Source organism: Halomonas gemina (assembly GCF_023554995.1).
Lineage (GTDB): Bacteria > Pseudomonadota > Gammaproteobacteria > Pseudomonadales > Halomonadaceae > Halomonas > Halomonas gemina.
Map to the genome: position 1 here is coordinate 99,229 of NZ_JAMJPK010000004.1, position 20,097 is coordinate 119,325.

Below are 20,097 nucleotides of genomic sequence, written 5' to 3' on the forward strand. Positions count from 1 at the left end.
GTCCATTGACCGCTCAGGGCGAGCCGCGGGCCATCCGCGCCAGCGTCCAGTCGACCAGCTCGCCGGCGAGCCGGTCGGCGGCGCGAGCGAAGGCCTCGACCACGGCCTCGAGGCTGTCGTCATCGCTTGCCACCACCGCCTCGAGGCGGCGGCTGGCCAGCACCTCGCGGCTGGCCTCGTCGAGCAGCTGGACCTCGAGGCGCAGCACCACCTCGGGCGTGCCCTTGCGGTAGCGGCTGTGGAAGGCCCCCAGGTGGCTCACCAGACTGGCGTCGCTGCGCGCCCGGCTGGCGTCGTCGACCACGGCGGCCAGGCGACCGTCGAGGCGGAAGGCCGCGATCAGGTGGTCGCGCAGCAGCCGCGGGGCATCGTCGCGCCAGCGCGCCCCGGCGTAAGCCTGGAACTCCCCGGGGGAGGGCATGACCAGCAGCCTTGCGCCATCCAGCGGCGACCCGGCGCTGGGCGTGTCGACCCGCAGGGTGAGGTCGCGGGTGGCCTCGGGGGACGTCGATATCGACGGTTCGGGCAGCGTGAAGAGGCGCACCGGTTCCTGCTCGGGTAGCAGGCTGCAGCCCGCCAGCAGCACGCCCATCAGCAGGGCCATGGCGAAGCGTGACATGGCGGGCAGGCTCATGGGGTGAACTCCTGGATCGGGTCGCGGCCCAGCAGGGCATCGGCCGGGTTCTCCTCGAGGCGTCGCACCAGCCGGTTGAGGGCACGCAGCGTGGCGTGAAGTTCGCGCATGGCCGGGTCGAGCTCGCCTACGCCCTGCAGGCCCCGGGCCAGCGAGCCTTGATGATTCTCGGTCAGACGGTCGAGTCGAGCAGTGGTGGCCTCCAGCGACTGCATGGACCGGTCGGCACGGGCCAGAATCTCGCGGCCCTCGGTGTCGAGCAACCCATGGGCGGTCTCGCCGAGGCGGGCGAGGCTCGCCAGGCCTTCCTCGGCCTGGGCACCGGCCTGCCCGAAACGGGTGATGGCCTGGTCGATGTCATCACGCCGGTCGACCAGCGTCCGGGAGACGACCTCGAGGTTGCCCAGGATACGGGTCAGGCTCTCGGCGTTCTCCTCGGAGAGCAGTCGGTTGGCGTTGGACAGCAAGGTGTCTACCTGGAGGAAGAGCTCCTCGCTGCTGGAGAGCAGCGAGCTCAGCGGCGAGGGCTCGGCCTGAATCAGCGGCGGGTCCTCGCGGCTACCCTCCAGTCGGGGGCTCTGTGGGGTGCCACCGAGCAGCTGGATGTTCATCGTACCGGTGATGTTAGCCAGCGTCAGGCTGGCGCGGGTGTCCCGCTTGATCGGGACGTCACTGTAGACACGGATCAGCGCGCGCACTTGGCGTGGGTCCCGGGGGTCGAGGCGCAGCTCGACGACGTTGCCTACATCGATGCCGCTGTACTGGACCGCATTGCCCTCGGCCAGGCCGCTGACAGCACGGTCGAAGCCGACCTCATACCACGCATAGTCGCGGTCGACGCTGGATTTGCCGAGCCACAGGGCGAACAGCAGGGCCCCGCCCAGGGTGAGCACCGTGAACAGCCCGATCAGCACATGGTGGGCGCGCGGTTCCATCGTCAGGCCTCCTTTCCGTCATGGGCCGCCCGATGGGCGGCGCGGCCCCGCGGCCCATGGAAGTAGTCGCGGATCCAGTCGTCGTCGGTGGACGCGACGACGTCGAGGCGGTTGGCCACCAGCACCCGTCGCTGCGACAGCACGGCGACCCGGTCGCAGGCGGTATAGAGGGTGTCCAGGTCGTGGGTAACCAGGAAGATACTCAACCCCAGCGCATCGCGCAGGGTCATGATCAGGCGGTCGAAGGCCGCTGCGCCGATCGGGTCCAGCCCGGCGGTGGGCTCGTCGAGGAACAGCACCTCAGGGTCCAGCGCCAGGGCACGCGCCAGTGCCGCCCGCTTGATCATGCCACCGGAGAGCTCGGCGGGATACTGGCGGGCCGCTTCGACGGGCAGCCCGGCGAGCGCCAGCTTGACCTGGGCCAGGACCTCGGCATCGCGGCGGGAGAGTCCGATGTGCTCGATCAGCGGCAGGGCAACGTTCTCCGCCAGGGTCAGCGAGGTAAACAGCGCACCGCGCTGGAAGAGCACGCCGAAGCGTCGCTCCACCCGGGAGCGCTCGACTGCCGAGAGGCGCTGGAGGTCCTCGCCGAACACCTCGATGCTGCCGGCGCTGGGGCGCAGCAGGCCGACGATGCTGCGCAGCAGGACCGACTTGCCGGTGCCCGAGCCGCCGACCACGCCGAGGATCTCGCCCGGATAGAGGTCGAGGTCGAGAGCCTCGTGGACGCGATGCTGGCCAAAGCGGTTGGCCAGCCCGCGGACCCGTATCAGGGGCGCTTCGTTGACCGACGCCTGTGCCGCGCTCACCAGCCCATCTCCATCAGGAAGAGGGCCGCCACGGCATCCAGCAGGATCACCATGAAGATCGACTGCACCACGCTGGAGGTGGTGTGCTCGCCGACCGACTGGGCGCTGCCGCTGACCTTGAAGCCCTCCAGGCAGCCGATCACTGCGACCAGGAAGGCGAACAGCGGCGCCTTCGCGAGCCCCACCAGGAAGTGGTTGAGTGGGATGTCGCGTTGCAGGATCGCCAGGAACTGGACCAGCGAGATATCCAGCGCCAGCAGGCAGACCAGGGCGCCACCAAGAATGCCGCTGAGCATGCCCACGAAGGCCAGGATCGGCAGGGTCAGCATCAGTGCCAGCACGCGGGGCAGTACCAGCAGTTCCATGGGGTCGAGCCCCAGGGTACGGATGGCGTCGAGTTCCTCGTTGGCCTTCATGGAGCCGAGCTGTGCCGTGAAGGCGCTGGCGGTGCGCCCGGCGAGCAGGATGGCGGCGAGCAGCACCCCGAACTCGCGAAGGAAGGCGAAGGCGACCAGGTTGACGGTGTAGATGGTGGCGCCGAAGTCGCGCAGCACGGTGGCGCCCAGGAAGGCGATCACGGCGCCCACCAGGAAGGTCAGCAGGGCCACGATCGGCAGGGCATTGAGGCCGGTCTGGTGGACCTGGGCCACCACCGAGGTGAGCCGCCAGCGGCTCGGTCGCCAGAGGATGGCGGCCAGCGTTGCGAGGGTCAGTCCGATAAAGCCGAGCAGCAGGCGCTGCTGCTGCCAGAGGCCCTCGACTCGCTGACCGGTCTCGGCCAGGAAGTTCCGCACCGGCCGCACCGGCCGCGGCTCGGGCGGCGTGTGTCCCGCCATGGCCTCGCCCAGGGTGCGCAGCAGGGCACGGCGCGTGGCCGGCAGGTCGGGGGCCCAGTCGTCGATGGCGGCGAGCGCCCCGGCGCCGACCAGCTCCATCAGCAGCACGGCACCGGCGGTATCCAGCGCGGCGAGCCGCGCGAGATCGATCCCGCGCGGGGACGGCTCACGCTCCTGCGCCAGGCGCTCGACCTGGCGCTTGAGAGGCGCGTAATGCACCAGGGTCCAGTCGCCGGCGATGGCCAGGCGGCCGTCCTGCTGGTCGATGTGGCCCGGCTCGATCATGGGCGATGGCGTCTCGGCTGCGTCATGGGTTCGATGGTATCAGCCCGCGTGCCTTTTCATTAGCTCAACCTGCGCTGGCCCCCTTCAACCAGCGCAGGCCGCGCTGCCACCAGTTCAGGGCGCCGCCGGCGGCGCCCGGCAGCACGCGGCGGCGCGGCCGGTCGAGGAAGTCGGCGATGGGGCGGACCTGGCTTTGCCGATCCAGCATCGGGGCGTGCCCGCAGCCGGGCACCTCGAGGCTGACCAGGCCGGGCTGCGCCTCGGCCATGCGCGTCACGCTGTCGGCCTTGAGCAGCGGCGAGTCCGCGCCGCGCACGACCATCAGCAGGCAGCGGATCGCCGCCCAGTCGGCCCAGGTGTCGCGGGGGGTGTCGTGGACGAATTGTTCGCCGATGCGCGGATCGTAGTGGTAGGTCCAGCTGCCGTCCGGCAGGCGCCGGGCACTGTCCAGGGCGAGGCGCCGCCAGGCGTCGTCGCTCTCGATGCCGAAGCCGGTGTAGTGGCGCCTGAGCTCGGCCTCGAGCTCGCCGAAGCGACAGAAGCGGTGGGGCACGCCGAAGTAGCTGGCCAGGCTCGCCAGGCCCTCGGGGTCGAGTTCCGGACCCACGTCGTTGAGCACCAGCCGCTCGATGCGCGACGCCGTCTCGGGCTCGGCGGCCATCAGCATGCCGATCAGCCCGCCCATGGAGGTGCCCACCCAGGGCACCTGCTCGAGGCCGAAATGGTCGAGCACCGCCACTGCTACCTTCATGTAGTGGGCGTAGAGGTAGTCGTGGGCGGGATAGAGCGACCAGCTCGACAGGCCGCGTCCTGGCGTGTCCGGGGCCAGGACCCGCCAGCCGGGACCCAGCACGCGGGCGAAGTCGGCGAAGTCCCCGCCGTGGCGGGCCAGGCCGTGCCAGGCGATGACGGTGCGTGGTGCCTCGGGGTGCCAGATGCGCACGGCGACCTCCAGCTCCCTCACCCTGACGAGTTCCAGAGCGTCCATGGGCGTTCTCCCTCAGTGGACTATGCTGCATGGCAGCATAGCGGAAATTGCCGCGACTTTCGGCAAGGATCCACATTTCCCGGCGGCACGGCAGTGGATTCGGCACCGAAACATGCGACAATGTATGTAAAGCTGTCCGTTCCGAAACCGAGGATGACCCGATGACCCGTCACCGCACCCTTCGTCGTGCCCTGCTGCCGGCACTGATCGCGTCGGCCTTCGCCGCTCCCCTGCAGGCGGCCGACCTCTTGACCATCACCCGGGACGCCCTGGAGAACAATGCCGAGCTGGCCTCGGCCCGGTCACAGACCGACAGCGTCGAGGCGGGGCGGGACGTGCAGCGCGGTGACCTGCTGCCCCAGGTCAATGCTTCGGGCAACGTATCGCACAACCGTCAGTATGAATCCCAGACAGGTGGCTTTCCGGCAGGGGGCACGGGAGGCAGTGACGACAATTACAACAGCGCCGGCCTGACGCTGGAAGCCACCCAGGCGCTCTTCGACGCCCGCAACTCGCGCGAGGTCGAGCAGGCCGAGCGCCAGATCGACCAGCAGACCTACCAGCTGGCCGCCACCGAGCAGCAGGTGCTGATCGACGTCTCCTCGGCCTACTTCGAGATCCTGCGCGCCTACGAGGTGCTGGAGGCGCGGCGCGCCCAGGAGCGGGCCATCGGTCGCCAGCTGGAGCAGGCCCGCGAGCAGTTCGAGGTGGGGCTGATCGCCATCACCGAGGTGGAGGAGGCCAAGGCGGCCTTCGACCAGGCCCGGGCGGTGCGCATCGCCGCCGAGAGCGACCTGCAGGTGCGCTTCGAGGTCCTGGAGCGCCTGACCGGCCAGCGCTACTCCAGCATCGATGCGCTGGGAGAGGAGGTGCCCATCCAGCCGCCCACCCCGGACGATCGCAGCCACTGGGTGGAACTGGCCATGGCCAACAATCCCCTGGTGCTGGCCAGCGAGGCCGGCGTCGAGGTCTCGCGCAGCAGCGTCGAGATCGCCCGCGCCCAGCGCCTGCCGACGGTCAACGCCTTCGCCAACTACAACTATGCCGATGACGACCGCGACGGCGTGGAGGGGCACAACTCCGCCAGCCAGGTCGGCCTGCGCGCCAGCCTGCCGCTCTTTACCGGCGGCCGTACCCAGGCGAGCATCCGCCAGAACACCTACCGGCTGGAGGCCAGCCAGTACGACTTCGAGGCCCAGCGCCGCGATACCGTCCAGCAGGTCCGCTCACGCTTCACCCAGGTGAGCAACAACGTCTCCACCGTGGAGGCCCGCGCCCAGGCCATCGTCTCCAACCAGAGCGCCCTGGATGCCACCCGCGCCGGCTACGAGGTGGGCACGCGCAACATCGTCGACGTGCTCAACGCCGAACAGAACCTCTACAACGCGGTCGCCGACCATGCCAGCGCCCGCTACGACTACGTGATCAACCTGCTTAGCCTGCGCCAGCAGTCGGGGACCCTGGATGTGCCGGCCGTGGAGGAGGTCAACGCCTGGCTGGACGGCGGCAGCGTCTCCTTCACCCTCCCGGAAGAGGGCGATATCTCCGATGCGGCCATGGAGATCGGTGAGCCGCCGCGTCCCCGGGAATGATGTGTAGCGGCCTAATATTTACATCCATACAAGCATGGATGTAAGATTCGTTCACCTCTGACGACGCCAACGGGAACGATCGACACCATGAAAACGCTCTTACGACACGGCCGGACGACCCTGCTCGTCCTGGCCGCGGGCCTGTTGCTGGCTGCCTGTGGCCAGGAAGACGCCCCCCAGCAGGCCGCCGGCAACCAGGAGCGGCCGCCGCATCCGGTGGAGGTGACGGAGATCGCCCGCCAGGACATCCCCCTGGATAAGTCCTATCCGTCGCTGCTGCGCAGCGACAACGAGGTCACCCTGGTGGCGCGCGTCACCGGCTTTCTCGAGCAGCGCCACTTCGAGCCCGGACAGCTGGTGGAGCAGGGGCAGAAGCTCTACACCATCGAGCCGGACCTCTACCAGGCCGCGGTCAACCAGCGAGAGGCCGACCTGCAGAGTGCCCGCGCCGAGCTCGCCCGGGCCCAGCGCGATGCGGACCGCTTCGAGCGGCTGCTCAGCCAGAACTCGGTGAGCCGCCAGCAGTATGACCAGGCGCGGGCAGAGCTGGGCGTGGCCCAAGCCGGCGTCGCCCAGGCTGAGGCGGCACTCGCCAGTGCGCGGATCGACCTGGGCTATGCCGAGGTCACCGCGCCGGTGTCCGGGATGATCAGCCTCAGCCGGGTCAACGTCGGCAATCTGGTGAGCAGCGGCACCGAGCTCGCCACCATCACCCCGCTGGACCCGCTGGAGGTGCGCTTCCAACTGCCCCAGCGCGACGCCTTCGAGCTGCGCCGCCAGGTAGGCGAGCAGTCCGTCGAGGCGATCACCGCCGTGCTGCGCGTGCCCGGCACGGACGGTGCCGAGGGCCCGACCCTGGAGGGGCGCCTCGACTTCCTGGGCTCCCGGGTGGAGGAGGCCACCAGCACCGTCCAGGCCAGCGCCACCTTCGCCAACCCGGAGGGCCGCGTGCTGCCCGGCCAGTTCGTGCGGGTCAGCCTGGAAGGGCTCAAGCGCTATGACGTGCTGGCGGTGCCCGAGATCGCCATCGGCCAGGGGCTGATGGGCCCCCAGGTGTTCGTCCTCGACGAGGAGAGCGTGGCCCGGGCCCGCACCGTGGAACTGGGCGAGGTGGCCGGTCCCTGGCAGATCATCCGCGGCGGCCTGGAGGTCGGCGAGCGGGTGGTGGTCGGCGACCCCTCCGGCATCGAGCCGGGCACCGCCATCGACCCCCGGCCCTTCGAGGGCGAGGCCGGTGAGATCGTCGAGGCGGTCGAGCAGGCCGAGGCCGAAGCCGAGCAGGACGCCGCCGAGGCGATGCAGCAGGGGGCCGGCACGCCGCCTGCCGGTGAGCAGGATGGCGAGGCGAACGAGGACGACGCCTCATGAGCTTCTCCAACTTCTTCATCAGGCGGCCGATCTTCGCCACGGTGCTGGCGATCATCCTGACGCTGGTCGGGGTGATGAGCATGCGGGTGCTGCCGGTCGAGCAGTACCCCAGCGTGGTGCCGCCCACGGTCTCGGTGCAGGCCCAGTTCCCGGGCGCCGATGCCGAGACGGTGGCCCAGACGGTGGCCGCGCCCCTGGCGGAGGCGATCAACGGCGTCGAGGACATGCTCTACATGACTTCGACCAGCGCCGACAACGGCACCATGAGCCTGAACATCGCCTTCAACATCGGCACCGACGGCGACATCAATACCATCAACGTCAACAACCGCGTGCAGGGGGCGCTGTCGCAGCTGCCCGAGGCGGTGCAGGCCCAGGGCGTGAAGGTGGAGCTGCGCTCCAGCTCGATCCTGATGCTGGTGGCGCTGATCTCGCCGGAGGGTGACTACGACCGCACCTTCATGCAGAACTACGCTACCCTCAACATCCTCGATGAGTTGCGCCAGGTGCCCGGTGTCGGTAATGCTGAGGTGCTGGGCGGCGGCGAGTTCGCCATGCGCATCTGGATGGACCCGGACAAGCTGGCCCAGTACGACCTGACCCCCACCGAGGTGGCCGCGGCCATACGTGCCCAGAACACCGAGGTGCCGGCGGGCAGCCTGGCGGCCACCCCGCAGAGCGAACCGCGCGCCTTCAGCTACACCATCACCGCGGGCGGGCGGCTCAGCGACGTCGACGACTTCCGCGAGATCTTCCTGCGCACCAACCCGGACGGCTCGTCGCTGCGCCTGCAGGACGTGGCGCGCATCGAGCTCGGCGCCTCCTTCTACGGCGTGGATGCCCGCCTCAATAGCGCCGCCATGTCGCCGATCATCATCAACCAGCAGCCCGGTGCCAACGCCCTGGAGACGGCCGAGGCGGTCAAGGCGACCATGGCCGAGCTGGAGGGGCGGTTCCCGCCGGGGCTCGAGCAGGTGGTGCCCTACGACACCACCCTGTTCATCGATGCCTCCGTCAGCACCGTGACCAAGGTGTTCATCGAGGCCTTCCTGATCGTCGGCGTGATCCTCTTCATCTTCCTGCAGAACTGGCGCTTCACGGTGATCGCCATGTCGGTGGTGCCGGTCTCGGTGCTGGCCACCTTCGCCGGCTTCTTCGCCTTCGGCTTCTCCATCAACCTGCTGACGCTGTTCGCCTTGGTGCTCTCCATCGGCATCGTGGTGGACGATGCCATCCTGGTGGTGGAGAACGTCGAGCGGGTGCTCAGCGAGGACGAGGAGATCACCGTCACCCAGGCCACCATCCGCGCCATGAAGGAGGTGGGCGGCCCGGTCATCGCCACCTCGCTGATCATGGCCGCGGTGTTCGTGCCGGTGGCCTTCCTGGGCGGCTTCACCGGCCAGATCTACCAGCAGTTCGCGCTGACCGTGGCGATCTCGGTGGCCTTCTCGGCGCTGATGGCGCTGACCTTCACCCCGGCCCTGTCGGCGATCTTCATCAAGCACAAGGCGCCGATGGGCGAGTCGAAGCTGATGCGGGCGGTCTATACCCCGCTGCGCCTCTTCGATCGTCTCTTCGCCGCCATCACGGCCGTCTACATGTGGGTGGTCAAGGCACTGGTGCGCTTCTGGGGCCTGGCGCTGTTGCTCACCGCGCTGGTGATCGGCGGCTCCTGGTGGCTCTACCAGAACACCCCCTCGACCCTGGTGCCCGAGACCGACCAGGGCATCGTGCTGGCCAGCGTGCAGCTGCCGGACTCCGCCTCCCTGGCGCGCACCCAGGACTACATGGGCAAGCTGAGCAAGCGCATCGAGGAGATCCCGGGGGTCAGCTATGTGGCGGCGGTCGCCGGGTACGACATCCTCTCCAGCGCGGTGAACACCGCACGCGGCGTGATGTTCATCAACATGGAGCCCTGGGCGGAGCGCGAGCTCACCGCCCAGGGGCTGGTGGGGCAGGTGATGCAGCTGGGCGCCCAGGTGCCCGGCGGCTCTGCGATGGCCTTCAACATGCCGCCGATCATGGGGCTCTCCACCACCGGCGGCTTCACCGGCTACCTGCAGTCCTTCGAGGGCGCGACCCCCCAGGAGCTCTTTCAGGCCTCGATGAAGGTGATGCAGGCCGCCAACCAGAACCCGGCCCTGAAGCGGGTGTTCACCACCTTCAACGTCAACGTGCCGGGCTACCGGGCCGAGATCGACCAGCAGAAGGCGCTCAGCTACGGCGTGGCGCTGCAGGACCTCAACGCCACCCTGTCGAACACTTTCGGCAACGGCTTCGTCAACTACTTCAGCTACCAGAACCGCAACTTCCAGGTCTACCTGCAGAACGAGGACGAGTTCCGCCGGACTCCGGACGACATTAACAATGTCTACGTGCGCGGTGGCAACGGCGAGCGGATCCCGCTCTCGGAGTTCGTGACCCTCGAGCGCCAGGCCAAGCCGGCGGTGGTGTCGCGTTTCGGCGTCTACCTGGGTGCCCAGTTCCAGGGTGGCCCGGCGCCGGGCTACAGCTCCGGCCAGGCGGTGGCCGCCATGGAGGAGGTCGTCCAGGAGACCTTGGGTGACGACTGGGGCATGGGCTGGACCGGCACCGCTTACCAGGAGACCCAGATGGGCAGCACCGCGACCCTGGCCATCGTCTTCGGCCTGCTGATGGTGTTCCTGATCCTGGCGGCCCAGTACGAGAGCTGGTCGCTGCCCCTGGCGGTGCTCACCGCGACCCCGTTCGCCTTCCTCGGCGGCATCGGTGGCATCGTGCTGCGCGGGCTCGATACCAGCGTCTATGTGGAGATCGGCATGTTGGTGGTGGTGGGGCTGGCGGCCAAGAACGCCATCCTGATCGTCGAGTTCGCCGAGCTGCAGCGCAAGGAGCAGGGCAAGTCGATCCGCGAGGCGGCCATCACCGCGGCCCAGCTGCGCTTCCGGCCCATCGTGATGACCTCGCTGGCGTTCATCTTCGGCACCCTGCCGCTGGCGCTGGCCACCGGGGCCAGCGATACCAGCAGCCACCACATCGGCACCACGGTGGCGGTGGGCATGGCCACGGTGGCGGTGCTGGGCAGCTTCTTCGTGCCGAGCTTCTACGCCATGATCGCGGCCGTCTCAGACTGGCTGCGCCGCAAGGTGCTTGGGGGTGGCGCGGAGCAGCGCCGGGCGGCCGGCGCCGACCAGACCTGAGGCCCGGGGCCGGCGCCTGGCGCTGGCCGCATGACCAGCACCCAGCAACAGGGGCGCCCCATCGGGGCGCCTCTTGACGTGGGGAGGGTCGCAGGTGGAGGCGGATTGACCGGTCCATGACCCACGTCAGGGCGGTGCGGTCCATCCCGGTGCCCCGATGGTCTACGCTGAGGGCAAGAGACTCATTCGTTGGCTAAGTAATGCCGGGAGGTGCCCCATGGAAACCCTACGCCAGATTGCCCTGAGCTTCCCGGTGGTGGTGTTCAGCGCGCTGCTGGCCCTCGCCGCCCTCTACTGGCTGCTGGTGGCGCTGCGCTTGGCGCCGGTGGAGTGCTTCGAGCATGACAGCCTCAAGGGCGACCACCTGGCCAGCACCCTGGTGGCGCTGGGCTTCGCCGGGGTACCGGCCTCCTTCGCGCTGACGGTGCTGCTGGTGCTGGCGGGGGCCATTACCCTGGCGGTGGAACTCGCCGTGCTGCGCTGGCTGCCGCTGGGGCTGTTCCGCATCCCGGTCGGGGTGGCGGTGCTGTGGGGGGCCTTCGCGCTCGCCTCGCCGCCGGCCGCAGCGCTCTGCCATGGCCTGCATCGCTGGTTCCATCGCCATGCCCCGCAGCAGCGGCGCTGCCTGCTCGGCGAGAAGGTGGAGGTGAGGGAGCAAGCGGATGCCGACGGCTGGGCCACGGCGGTGCTGGTTGACGACCCACAATGGCAGGTGCGCCTGCACGGTAAGCCCGGCAACCTGCCGCAGGTCGGCGAGCGTCGTGTGCTGGTCAAGTACGTGGCCGGGGAGGACGCCTACCGCAGCGTGGCGGAGGGCGACTACCGCGAGGCACGGGCCCACCTCAGCCGGCTGCGCCTGCGCCAGGGACATGGCGGGCCGGGTCGCAACGGCGGCGCCGCGGCCTCATCCTGACGCCGGGGCGCGCATCAGTTCCAGCTGGGTGTCCAGCAGCAGGGTGCCGCGTTCGAGGATCGAGAAGCGCTCGTGGTTGCGCAGCCAGTCGTGGAAGAGCCCGCCGAGCATCGCCTGCAGCAGCTCACCGGCCACCTCCGGGTCGAGCCCCGGGCGCAGGTGGCCCAGCCTCGCCGCACAGCCGCAATAGTCGATCAACGCCCCGCACGCCTCCTCGGCCATCTCGTTCTGCATGGCCAGCGGGTCGATGTCGCCGAAGACCTCGCAGTGATGGATAAGGATGGCATGCACGCGCCGGTAGCGGGGCTGCTCGAGGCGCTCGAAGCCCTTCAGGCAGGCCAGGCGGATCGCCTCGAGGGGACGCTCGGTGACGCTCGGGTCGCCGATCTCCTCCACCAGTTCCTGGAAGGGCATGCGCACGCGCTGCAGCATGGCCTGGAAGAGGTCGGCCTTGTTACGGAAGTGCCAGTAGAGGGCGCCGCGGGTCATGTCGGCGTGGCGGGCGATCTGTTCCAGGGAGGTACGAGCCACGCCCTTCTCGAGGAAGACCTCCTCGGCGGCATCCAGCAGGGCTTCCCGGGTAGCGGCGGCCTCGGCCTTGGTGCGTCTGGCCATGAAAGCGGACTCTCCAGCGTTCTGGTAATGGCCCTATTCTACGCGAGTCGCCTCGCCTTTTACATACACCCTTGTATGGATGACGACCTGCCGCCCGGGCTCGTGTTCGGCGCGGCAGTGGCGTATAAGGAAGCCAGAAAAACACCGTTTCGTGACGCAAGGAGCGCCCATGGCCCGTGCCCCCTTCGAACTCGCCGGTACCCGCGTGGCGGCGGGCTCGCGGACCCAGATCGACGTGCCGGTGGCGCGCCTCTACACCCATGCCCCGCTCTACATTCCCGTCGAGGTAGTGCATGGCCGCCAGTCGGGCCCGGTGCTGCTGGTCTGCGGCGGGATCCACGGCGACGAGATCAACGGCGTGGAAATCGTGCGTCGCCTGCTGCGCTCGAAGCAGCTCCAGGGGCTGCGTGGCACCCTGATAGCGGTGCCCATCGTCAACGTCTTCGGCTTCGTGCAGCACAGCCGCTACCTGCCCGACCGCCGTGACCTCAACCGCTGTTTCCCGGGCAGCGAGTCGGGCTCGCTGGGCGGCCGGGTGGCGGCCCTGTTCCGCGAGCAGATCGTCGACCACGCCAGCCATATCATCGACCTGCATACCGGCGCCATCCACCGCACCAACCTGCCGCAGATCCGCGCCCAGTTGGTGACGGGCGGTGAGACCGAGCGCATGGCCAATGCCTTCGGCGCGCCGGTGATCCTCAACGCCGAGCTGCGCGAGGGTAGCCTGCGCCACTACGCCCAGAACCGCGGGATCCCGGTGCTCACCTACGAGGCCGGCGAGGCGCTGCGCTTCGACCAGTGGGCGATCACCCCAGGGGTGCGGGGCGTGCTGCGCGTGATGCGCCGGCTGGGCATGCTGACCGGCGAGCATCGCCGCCGCTCGGTGCCGGCCGCGGAGGTCGCCAACGGCTCGAGCTGGGCCCGGGCGCCCATCGATGGCATCCTGCGTCCCAAGGTGCGGCTCGGGGCCCGTGTGGCCATAGGCGAGCTGCTGGGGCGCGTGGCGGACCCCTTCGGCAACGCCGAGGGCGAGGTGCGCTCGGTGGCCGATGGCATCGTGATCGGCATGAGCCGACTGCCGCTGGCCAACGAGGGCGAGGCGCTGTTCCATATCGCCCGCTTCGACGCCATCGAGGAGGCCGAGAGCGCCATCGAGGACTTCCACTCCAGCCTGGAACCGCCACCCGACCCACTCTATTGAGCCGCGGCCAGAAACGCAGACGGCGCCGAGCGATCGGCGCCGTCTGCGTTCTGGTGGCGACTGCCGGCCTCAGGCCACGGCGGCGGCCTCGCGCTCGGGGACCAGGCCCAGGGCATCATCGAAGACCGCCAGGCCCGCGCCCTCGCGGTGGGCGTGCTCGGAGAGGTGGCGGCGGAACTTGCGCCCGCCCGGCTGGCCCTGGAAGAGCCCCAGCAGGTGGCGGGTGACGTGGTTGAGCTTCGCCCCATCTTGGAGGCGGCGGGCGATATAGGGGCGCAGCGCATGGGCCGCCGCATGGCGGCTCGCTGCCGGGCCTGGCACGCCGAAGAGGGTCTCGTCGACGCCGGCCAGCAGCCAGGGGTTCTGGTACGCCTCGCGGCCGACCATCACGCTGTCCACGAGCTCGAGCTGCGCTCGGCACTCGTCCAGGGTCTTGATGCCACCGTTGATGCCGATATGCAGCTCGGGATGGCTCGCCCTGAGCCGATGCACGCGAGCGTAGTTGAGCGGCGGCACGTCGCGGTTCTCCTTGGGGGAGAGCCCCTCGAGCCACGCTTTGCGCGCATGGACGATGAAGGTATCGCAGCCCGCGTCGGCCACGCTGGCGATGAAGCGTTCGAGATCGGCATCCTCGTCCTGGTCGTCGATGCCGATGCGACACTTGACCGTGACCGGGATCGACACCGCGCCCCGCATGGCGCGCACGGCGGCGGCGACCTTCTCCGGGTGGCCCATCAGGCAGGCGCCGATAAGGTTGTTCTGCACCCGGTCGCTGGGACAGCCGACGTTGAGGTTGACCTCGTCATAGCCCCACGCCTCGGCGATGGCCGCGCACTCGGCGAGCTCGCCGGCGTCGCTGCCGCCCAGCTGCAGGGCGAGGGGATGCTCGACGTCGTCATGGCCCAGAAACCGCTCGCGCGGGCTGCCGTGCAGGATGGCGCCGGTGGTCACCATCTCGGTATAGAGCAGGGCGCGCCGGGTCAGGGTCCGGGCGAACGCACGGTAGTCGCGGGTCGTCCAGTCCATCATGGGGGCCACGGAGAAGGTGCGGTCGAGCTGGGGCATCGGCATCACGGGGGTATCGGTCGGAAGGCGATTATTCTATCAGCACTGGTCAATTTCTGGCCAATGTCGACAGGGTGGTATGCCCGCCAGCCTTGGAGACCGTGGCTGGCGACGGAAAAGCCGACACGCAGAAACACCAAGGCCCGCATCAGCGGGCCTTGGTGCTCGACGTCTTGCGACGCGATAGGTCTGTCTGATCGGCGATCAGATGACTTCGATGTTCGAAGCCTGCAGGCCTTTCTTGCCCTGAACCACATCGAAGGAGACCTGCTGGCCGTCCTGGAGGGACTTGAAGCCGTCTGCCTTGATTTCGGAGAAGTGGGCAAAGAGGTCATCGCCACCGTCGGTCGGGGTGATGAAGCCAAAGCCTTTTGCGTCGTTGAACCACTTGACTGTGCCAGTAGACATATTCTGTCTCCTTTCGCGCTGTGCGCTTGTTACGAATTACCGGGTAATGCCCCGAGTGCTAGTGGGTCAAACAAGGGGATATAACCAGACAACCGAAAGGATTCGACTACTACTGACAATATGCGTCTTGCTAACCAACTGACGGCATAGTGTCATGGATGTCCGTCGTCGTCAATGCCATGTGTGGTATCGATCATCACGACAGGGCAGAAGAGGAGGAGCCGAGCCGTAACCGGTGTCTTTCGTCCATACTGCCCTCTAACCATTGCCATCAGGAAGGAGCAGAGCATGAGCGGCGATCTCACGGAACATCAGATGGAGCTTCTGTCGCGCGTACTGCAGCACGGCGCAGTGCTTGCATCGCCCTTCGGACACCCGGGCGAGGACAGCCTGCTGGAGGAGGTGCTGGAGGACATCGACACCCTGGAGGCCAGGGGGCTGATCACCGTCGACCGGACGCGGGGCAGCGATGAGCCCGAGCGCATCTCCCTGACCCAGGAAGGCTATGACGCCCTGGGCATGTTCTGAGCGTGAGCTCTCGTCAAGGGCTCCCGTAGCACTCTTGCACGCTCGCCCTCGACATGTGAGCGGCGGCTTGACCCTCATCACCGTGGGGCAAGGCGCGATGTGCTATCTAGAGGGAAGCAGGGCAGTGCCCCTCGGGACTGCCGGCCATCACAGGAGGCAACGCCATGGCGGATCGGAAGCAGGAACTGGAAGTGCTGCGCGACGAGCTGATCGACCGGTTCGAGCGTTACAAGGCCCACAAGGAGCAGCGCGGCGGCCCGCTGGATAAGGACATGGAGGACCAGTCCATCGAGCTTCAGAACGATGACGTGATCGAGGCCCTGCAGCAGGAGGCCGAGGACGAGCTTCGCCAGGTGATGCATGCGCTCAAGCGCATCGACGAGGGTGAGGGCGATCTCTGCGAGCAGTGCGGCGAGCCCATCGATGCCCGTCGGCTGGCGGCGGTGCCCTATACCACGCTCTGTCGCGACTGTGCCGAGCTGCGCTGAGCGCACGCGCCGTGGCCGGGAATGATGGTAGTCTGGTCTCTCATCTACCGGGCGGGAGGCGTGCATGACGGCGTGGTATCGAGCAATGGGAGCCGGCCTGCTGCTGGTGTGGCTGGCCGGCTGCACCGGTGGCGAGGAGGAGGCGGCATCCGAGCCAGCCGAGACGAGCACTGCCGCCGAGACCCGTGAGCCACCGCCGGAGGCGACGCCGGAAGCCCCCGAGGTGCCACCCTTCGACCAGCCGGTGATGATCGATGTCTCCTCCCGCCTGGGCAGCGATCGACGCCTGACGGTGGAAGGTGAGACCAACCTGCCCGAGGCGACCCGCCTGCAGGTCATCGTGGAGCGCGAACTCAGCGGAGTGCGCTGGCGCGAACGCGTGTCGGTGGAGGAGGGCCGCTTCATGGCCGGCCCCTTCGGCCCCGGCAGCGGGTTACCCGATGGCGGCTATCGCGTCACGGTCGACGTGCAGGAGGGCAGCGTGCAGCCGCGGTCGGTGCGCGACCGCCTGGGCGAGCAGAACGAGCATCTCAGCGGGCCCCTGGTACAGCAGTCCCGCCATGGCCTGGGGCAGGTTGCCAGCTACAGCCAGCGTTTCCTGGTGGGTAGCGAGACACGCCGCACCCTCGATCATGTCGAGGTGCTGGAGGTGGAGTGATCCCTTACAGCGGCTGGACGCGCCAATGGGCCACCAGCTTGCCGACCAGGCGGCAAGCTGGGGTCCAGGGCATCGCCTCGTCGCTGTTATCGCGCTGGAACATCAGCTCTCCGGTGGGCCCCTGGAAGACCCGGCGGATGGCCAGGGTGCCGTCAACGTCGACCAAGTAGAAGCCGGGCTGGCGGAAGATGTCGCTGGGAGCGATGGCGACCAGGTCGCCATCGGCGAGGAAGTCGAAGTGCTCGCCCGGGGCGGGGGTGACCAGGTGACAGTCGCCGTCCCAGCGTTGGCCGGGCACCATCTCGATCGGCAGGTCGATGCCCTTCTGCCGGCCATCCTGCCAGGGCAGCGGCAGGCGGCTGCGCAGGTAGAGCGGCGAGGCTTGGGTGCCGCTCTCCTCGAGCAGCCGCGACAGCGGGCAGTTCAGGGCCTGGGCCAGGGCCACCAGCCGCTCGTGGCCGATCTGCCGGATGGCGCCGGATTCCCAGTAGGAGATGGTCACATCGGACACACCGACCCGGCGCGCCAGGGCGGCCTTGTTGAGCTTGGCCTCCAGCCTAAGTTCCTTGATCCGAGGGCCGAGTGTGTCCATTGCAGCGTCCTGTGGGTAAATGAGTTGGCCGATAATCTGCGATCGATTATCAGCGTGCAAGGGCGCGCATCAACGCTAATTCTGCCTTAATCCCCTTCATAAACGCTGACTCCACGCCCCGGCCTCACCACGCCACGGGGTCGCCGGCCCAGTCGAGGAAGACCCCGCTCTGCTCGGGGCCGCACGTATCCAGTACCGCCAGCAGCCGCTCGGCAACAAACGCCGCGGTAAACAGTTTGTCGTCCGGGACCCTTGCCTGGAAGGGCTTCGAAAGCGCGGTATCCGTGGTGCCCGGGTGTAGACAGGCGATACAGGCTTCGGGGTTGAGGCGGCGCAGTTCCACGGCGGCGGTCTTCATCAGCATGTTGTGAGCGGCCTTGCTGGCCCGGTAGGCGTACCAGCCGCCCAGCCGGTTGTCGCCGATGGAGCCGACCCGTGCCGAGAGGCTGGCGACCTGTGCCGGATGGCGCCCCTTGAGGCTGGGCTGCAGGGCCTTGAGGAGCAGCGCCGGGGTGATCGCATTGACATGATAGAGTCGGGCCATGGCCTCGGCGTCCAGGTCGTCGAGCTTCTTCTCGGGGCCGATGTCGCGCCGTTCGTCATGCAGCATGCCGATGGCATTGAACACCAGGTGCAGCGGAGTGGCGTCCAGGGCCTGCTCCAGGGCCGCCAGCCCCTCCGGTTCGCTGACGTCCAGAGCCAGGGATTCGAAGCGCGGGTCGGGGTGCGAGCGGTCGGTGCGGCTGACGCCGATCACCCGGCCGGGGCGGTCGCTCTTCAGCAGGGCATCGACCACCGCGCGGCCGATACCACCGGAGGCGCCGGTCACCAGGGCCGTGAAGCCGTCGGGGAGTCGCGAGAGCATGAGGATCCTCGTGCGGTAAATTCGGGCTCCAGCATGGACCACGAGACGGGGGAATGATTCCCGGTCACGGCTGCCCGGGGCCGACCAGGTGCGTATAATGCGTGGCATTCGCCCGCCCGGCAGGGCAAGCCCCACACCATCGACAGGACCAAGGACGACATGACCGTACGCACTCGTATCGCGCCGTCACCCACCGGCGATCCCCATGTGGGCACCGCCTATATCGCCCTGTTCAATCTCTGCTTCGCCCGCCAGCACGGCGGCCAGTTCATCCTGCGCATCGAGGACACCGACCGGGTGCGCTCTACCCCCGAGTCCGAGCAGATGATCCTCGACTCGCTGCGCTGGCTGGGGCTGGAGTGGGACGAGGGCCCCGATGTGGGTGGCCCCCATGGCCCCTACCGTCAGAGCGAGCGCGGCGACATCTACGGCGAATACGCCCGCCAGCTGATCGAGGCCGGCCATGCCTTCAAGTGCTATCGCACCAGCGATGAGCTCGACAAGCTGCGCGAGGCGCGCAAGACTGCCGGCATGCACCTGGCCCTCAAGCCTTCCGATCTCGCCTTGTCCGCCGAGGAGCAGGCGCGCCGCGAGAGGGAGGGCTGGCCCTACGTGGTGCGCATGAAGGTGCCTGCCAGCGGCAGCTGCGTGATCGATGACATGCTGCGTGGCGTGATCGAGGTCGACTGGGCCCAGGTGGATGCCCAGATCCTGCTCAAGTCCGACGGCATGCCCACCTACCATCTGGCCAACGTGGTGGACGACCACCTGATGGGCATCACCCACGTGCTGCGCGGCGAGGAGTGGATCAACTCGGCGCCCAAGCACCAGCTGCTCTACGAGTATCTGGGCTGGGAGATGCCGCAACTCTGCCATATGCCGCTGCTGCGCAATCCCGACAAGTCCAAGCTCTCCAAGCGCAAGAACCCGACCTCCATCAACTACTACCGGCGCATGGGCTTCCTGCCTCAGGCGGTGATCAACTACCTGGGCCGCATGGGCTGGTCGATGCCCGACGAGCGCGAGAAATTTTCGCTCGACGAGATGATGAGCCACTTTGATGTTCAGCGCGTGTCGCTGGGCGGGCCGGTGTTCGACCTGGAGAAGCTGACCTGGCTCAACGGCGTCTACATCCGCGAGGAGCTCGATGACAGGGCCTTCCTCAAGGCACTGATGGAGTGGGCCTTCAACGAGGAGTACGTCAGCCAGATCCTGCCCCAGGTGCGCCCGCGGGTGGAGACGCTTTCCCAGGTGGTGCCTCTGGCCGGGCACTTCTTCTCGGGCCTGCCGGCCATCGAGGAGGAGAGCTTCGACGAGGTCAAGCTCTCCCGCGAGGAGTTGCTCAGGCTGCTGCAGTTCCTGGTGTGGCGCTTCGAAGGCGTCCCGGCCTGGCACAAGGCGGCGCTGCTGGAGGAGGTCAAGACGCTGGCCGGCCACTTCGAGCTGAAGATGAAGGCCTTCCTGGCACCGGTGTTTATCGCCATCACCGGCTCCAGCTCGAGCACCTCGGTGATGGATGCCATGGCGATCCTGGGCTCCGACATGACCCGGGCGCGCCTGCGCCATGCCATCGAGGTGCTGGGCGGCGTCTCCAAGAAGCAGGCCAAGCGCTTCGAGAAGGAATTCCGCGAGCTTGCGTGATTCCCTGTTGACGAAGGCGGGGCTTATCAGTAACATACGCCCCGTCTTCGAGAGATGCGGGGCCTTAGCTCAGCTGGGAGAGCGCGACACTGGCAGTGTCGAGGTCAGCGGTTCGATCCCGCTAGGCTCCACCATCATCTCCCATCGAGGATGCTGCGTCCCATTCGTCTAGTGGTCCAGGACACCGCCCTTTCACGGCGGTAACAGGGGTTTGAACCCCCTATGGGACGCCACCTTCTACCGCTCTACCTTCCTCATTCTTTTTCATTATCAGCCGGCCAGCTATCTCGCCTGGTGTTTCGTCGTGTCTGGATGATCCATCGCTGCGGTCACCTCATCCGGGGCGATATTGGCTTGACAACCCCCTTGACTTGTCCACTTTCTCGCGCCTGTCGGGTCGACCTGTGCATAGTCTCGCCCCGAACCCGCATGGTTACTGGCCTCCCAGTTTAATTCTTTTATTTCAATATCTTACAATAGATCAAAAATTGACCAAT

General features: G+C 67.9%; 19 protein-coding genes and 2 tRNA genes. 11 read left to right on the plus strand and 10 right to left on the minus strand.

The window, feature by feature from the left end; translation table 11 throughout:
- Nucleotides 1-13: 13 nt before the first annotated feature.
- The 5 genes from M8009_RS09810 to M8009_RS09830 form a co-directional block, all read right to left on the minus strand.
- A complete protein-coding gene (locus tag M8009_RS09810; RefSeq protein WP_250060661.1) occupies nucleotides 14-634 on the minus strand; it encodes an ABC-type transport auxiliary lipoprotein family protein in 621 nt (206 codons plus the stop codon).
- Nucleotides 631-1,569, minus strand: a complete 939-nt coding sequence (locus tag M8009_RS09815; protein WP_250060662.1) for an MlaD family protein — start codon at nucleotides 1,567-1,569, stop codon at nucleotides 631-633. Before M8009_RS09815 ends, M8009_RS09810 begins: the two co-directional genes overlap by 4 nt.
- A gap of 2 nt (nucleotides 1,570-1,571) precedes the next feature.
- A complete protein-coding gene (locus tag M8009_RS09820; RefSeq protein WP_430886905.1) occupies nucleotides 1,572-2,378 on the minus strand; it encodes an ABC transporter ATP-binding protein in 807 nt (268 codons plus the stop codon).
- A complete protein-coding gene (locus M8009_RS09825) occupies nucleotides 2,375-3,499 on the minus strand; it encodes an ABC transporter permease (RefSeq protein WP_250060663.1) in 1,125 nt (374 codons plus the stop codon). Before M8009_RS09825 ends, M8009_RS09820 begins: the two co-directional genes overlap by 4 nt.
- A 64-nt stretch (nucleotides 3,500-3,563) precedes the next feature.
- Nucleotides 3,564-4,487, minus strand: a complete 924-nt coding sequence (locus tag M8009_RS09830; RefSeq protein ID WP_250060664.1) for an alpha/beta fold hydrolase — start codon at nucleotides 4,485-4,487, stop codon at nucleotides 3,564-3,566.
- A 161-nt stretch (nucleotides 4,488-4,648) separates the two neighbouring features.
- On the opposite strand from M8009_RS09830, the gene M8009_RS09835 reads away from it, so the two are divergent.
- The 4 genes from M8009_RS09835 to M8009_RS09850 all read left to right on the plus strand — a co-directional run bounded on the left by M8009_RS09835 (nucleotide 4,649) and on the right by M8009_RS09850 (nucleotide 11,539).
- Nucleotides 4,649-6,079 carry a TolC family outer membrane protein gene (locus M8009_RS09835; protein ID WP_250060665.1) on the plus strand — a complete coding sequence of 477 codons (1,431 nt, stop codon included), beginning with the start codon at nucleotides 4,649-4,651 and terminating at the stop codon, nucleotides 6,077-6,079.
- A gap of 87 nt (nucleotides 6,080-6,166) precedes the next feature.
- A complete protein-coding gene (locus M8009_RS09840; protein WP_250060666.1) occupies nucleotides 6,167-7,447 on the plus strand; it encodes an efflux RND transporter periplasmic adaptor subunit in 1,281 nt (426 codons plus the stop codon).
- Nucleotides 7,444-10,626, plus strand: a complete 3,183-nt coding sequence (locus M8009_RS09845; RefSeq protein ID WP_250060667.1) for an efflux RND transporter permease subunit — start codon at nucleotides 7,444-7,446, stop codon at nucleotides 10,624-10,626. The genes M8009_RS09840 and M8009_RS09845 overlap by 4 nt, the downstream gene beginning before the upstream one ends.
- A gap of 217 nt (nucleotides 10,627-10,843) precedes the next feature.
- A complete protein-coding gene (locus tag M8009_RS09850) occupies nucleotides 10,844-11,539 on the plus strand; it encodes a hypothetical protein (protein ID WP_250060668.1) in 696 nt (231 codons plus the stop codon).
- Here M8009_RS09850 and M8009_RS09855 read toward each other — a convergent pair.
- Nucleotides 11,531-12,154, minus strand: a complete 624-nt coding sequence (locus M8009_RS09855) for a TetR family transcriptional regulator (RefSeq protein WP_250060669.1) — start codon at nucleotides 12,152-12,154, stop codon at nucleotides 11,531-11,533. The two genes, M8009_RS09850 and M8009_RS09855, sit on opposite strands and share 9 nt — an antisense overlap.
- A 169-nt stretch (nucleotides 12,155-12,323) precedes the next feature.
- Here M8009_RS09855 and M8009_RS09860 point away from each other — a divergent pair, with 169 nt between their 5' ends.
- A complete protein-coding gene (locus M8009_RS09860) occupies nucleotides 12,324-13,355 on the plus strand; it encodes a succinylglutamate desuccinylase/aspartoacylase family protein (protein WP_250060670.1) in 1,032 nt (343 codons plus the stop codon).
- A 69-nt stretch (nucleotides 13,356-13,424) separates the two neighbouring features.
- Here the strand turns inward: M8009_RS09860 and dusA are convergent, their stop codons facing one another.
- Both dusA and M8009_RS09870 read right to left on the minus strand, forming a co-directional pair.
- Nucleotides 13,425-14,420: a tRNA dihydrouridine(20/20a) synthase DusA gene (dusA, locus tag M8009_RS09865; protein ID WP_250061164.1), complete on the minus strand. Its 996-nt coding sequence runs from the start codon at nucleotides 14,418-14,420 to the stop codon at nucleotides 13,425-13,427.
- 204 nt (nucleotides 14,421-14,624) lie between these two features.
- Nucleotides 14,625-14,828, minus strand: coding sequence for a cold-shock protein (locus tag M8009_RS09870; protein WP_089714596.1), 204 nt, complete (start codon nucleotides 14,826-14,828; stop codon nucleotides 14,625-14,627).
- 288 nt (nucleotides 14,829-15,116) lie between these two features.
- Between M8009_RS09870 and M8009_RS09875 the strand changes: the two genes are divergently transcribed.
- The 3 genes from M8009_RS09875 (at nucleotide 15,117) to M8009_RS09885 (ending at nucleotide 16,502) form a co-directional block, all read left to right on the plus strand.
- The gene (locus M8009_RS09875; RefSeq protein WP_250060671.1) at nucleotides 15,117-15,356 is read left to right on the plus strand and encodes a hypothetical protein; all 240 of its coding nucleotides are present in this window, start codon (nucleotides 15,117-15,119) and stop codon (nucleotides 15,354-15,356) included.
- A 164-nt stretch (nucleotides 15,357-15,520) separates the two neighbouring features.
- Nucleotides 15,521-15,844, plus strand: coding sequence for a TraR/DksA family transcriptional regulator (locus tag M8009_RS09880; protein ID WP_250060672.1), 324 nt, complete (start codon nucleotides 15,521-15,523; stop codon nucleotides 15,842-15,844).
- 64 nt (nucleotides 15,845-15,908) lie between these two features.
- Nucleotides 15,909-16,502: a hypothetical protein gene (locus M8009_RS09885; protein WP_250060673.1), complete on the plus strand. Its 594-nt coding sequence runs from the start codon at nucleotides 15,909-15,911 to the stop codon at nucleotides 16,500-16,502.
- Between the two features lie 4 nt (nucleotides 16,503-16,506).
- Here M8009_RS09885 and M8009_RS09890 read toward each other — a convergent pair whose 3' ends face one another.
- Together M8009_RS09890 and M8009_RS09895 are read right to left on the minus strand one after the other, a co-directional pair.
- Nucleotides 16,507-17,094, minus strand: a complete 588-nt coding sequence (locus M8009_RS09890; protein ID WP_250060674.1) for a helix-turn-helix domain-containing protein — start codon at nucleotides 17,092-17,094, stop codon at nucleotides 16,507-16,509.
- A 124-nt stretch (nucleotides 17,095-17,218) separates the two neighbouring features.
- The gene (locus M8009_RS09895; RefSeq protein WP_250060675.1) at nucleotides 17,219-17,959 is read right to left on the minus strand and encodes an SDR family NAD(P)-dependent oxidoreductase; all 741 of its coding nucleotides are present in this window, start codon (nucleotides 17,957-17,959) and stop codon (nucleotides 17,219-17,221) included.
- Between the two features lie 159 nt (nucleotides 17,960-18,118).
- On the opposite strand from M8009_RS09895, the gene gltX reads away from it, so the two are divergent.
- The 3 genes from gltX (at nucleotide 18,119) to M8009_RS09910 (ending at nucleotide 19,833) form a co-directional block, all read left to right on the plus strand.
- Nucleotides 18,119-19,600, plus strand: coding sequence for a glutamate--tRNA ligase (gene gltX, locus M8009_RS09900; protein ID WP_250060676.1), 1,482 nt, complete (start codon nucleotides 18,119-18,121; stop codon nucleotides 19,598-19,600).
- Nucleotides 19,601-19,658: 58 nt separating this feature from the next.
- Nucleotides 19,659-19,734 (plus strand) — tRNA-Ala (locus M8009_RS09905).
- A 23-nt stretch (nucleotides 19,735-19,757) separates the two neighbouring features.
- A tRNA-Glu gene (locus tag M8009_RS09910) sits at nucleotides 19,758-19,833 on the plus strand.
- Nucleotides 19,834-20,097: the final 264 nt, after the last annotated feature.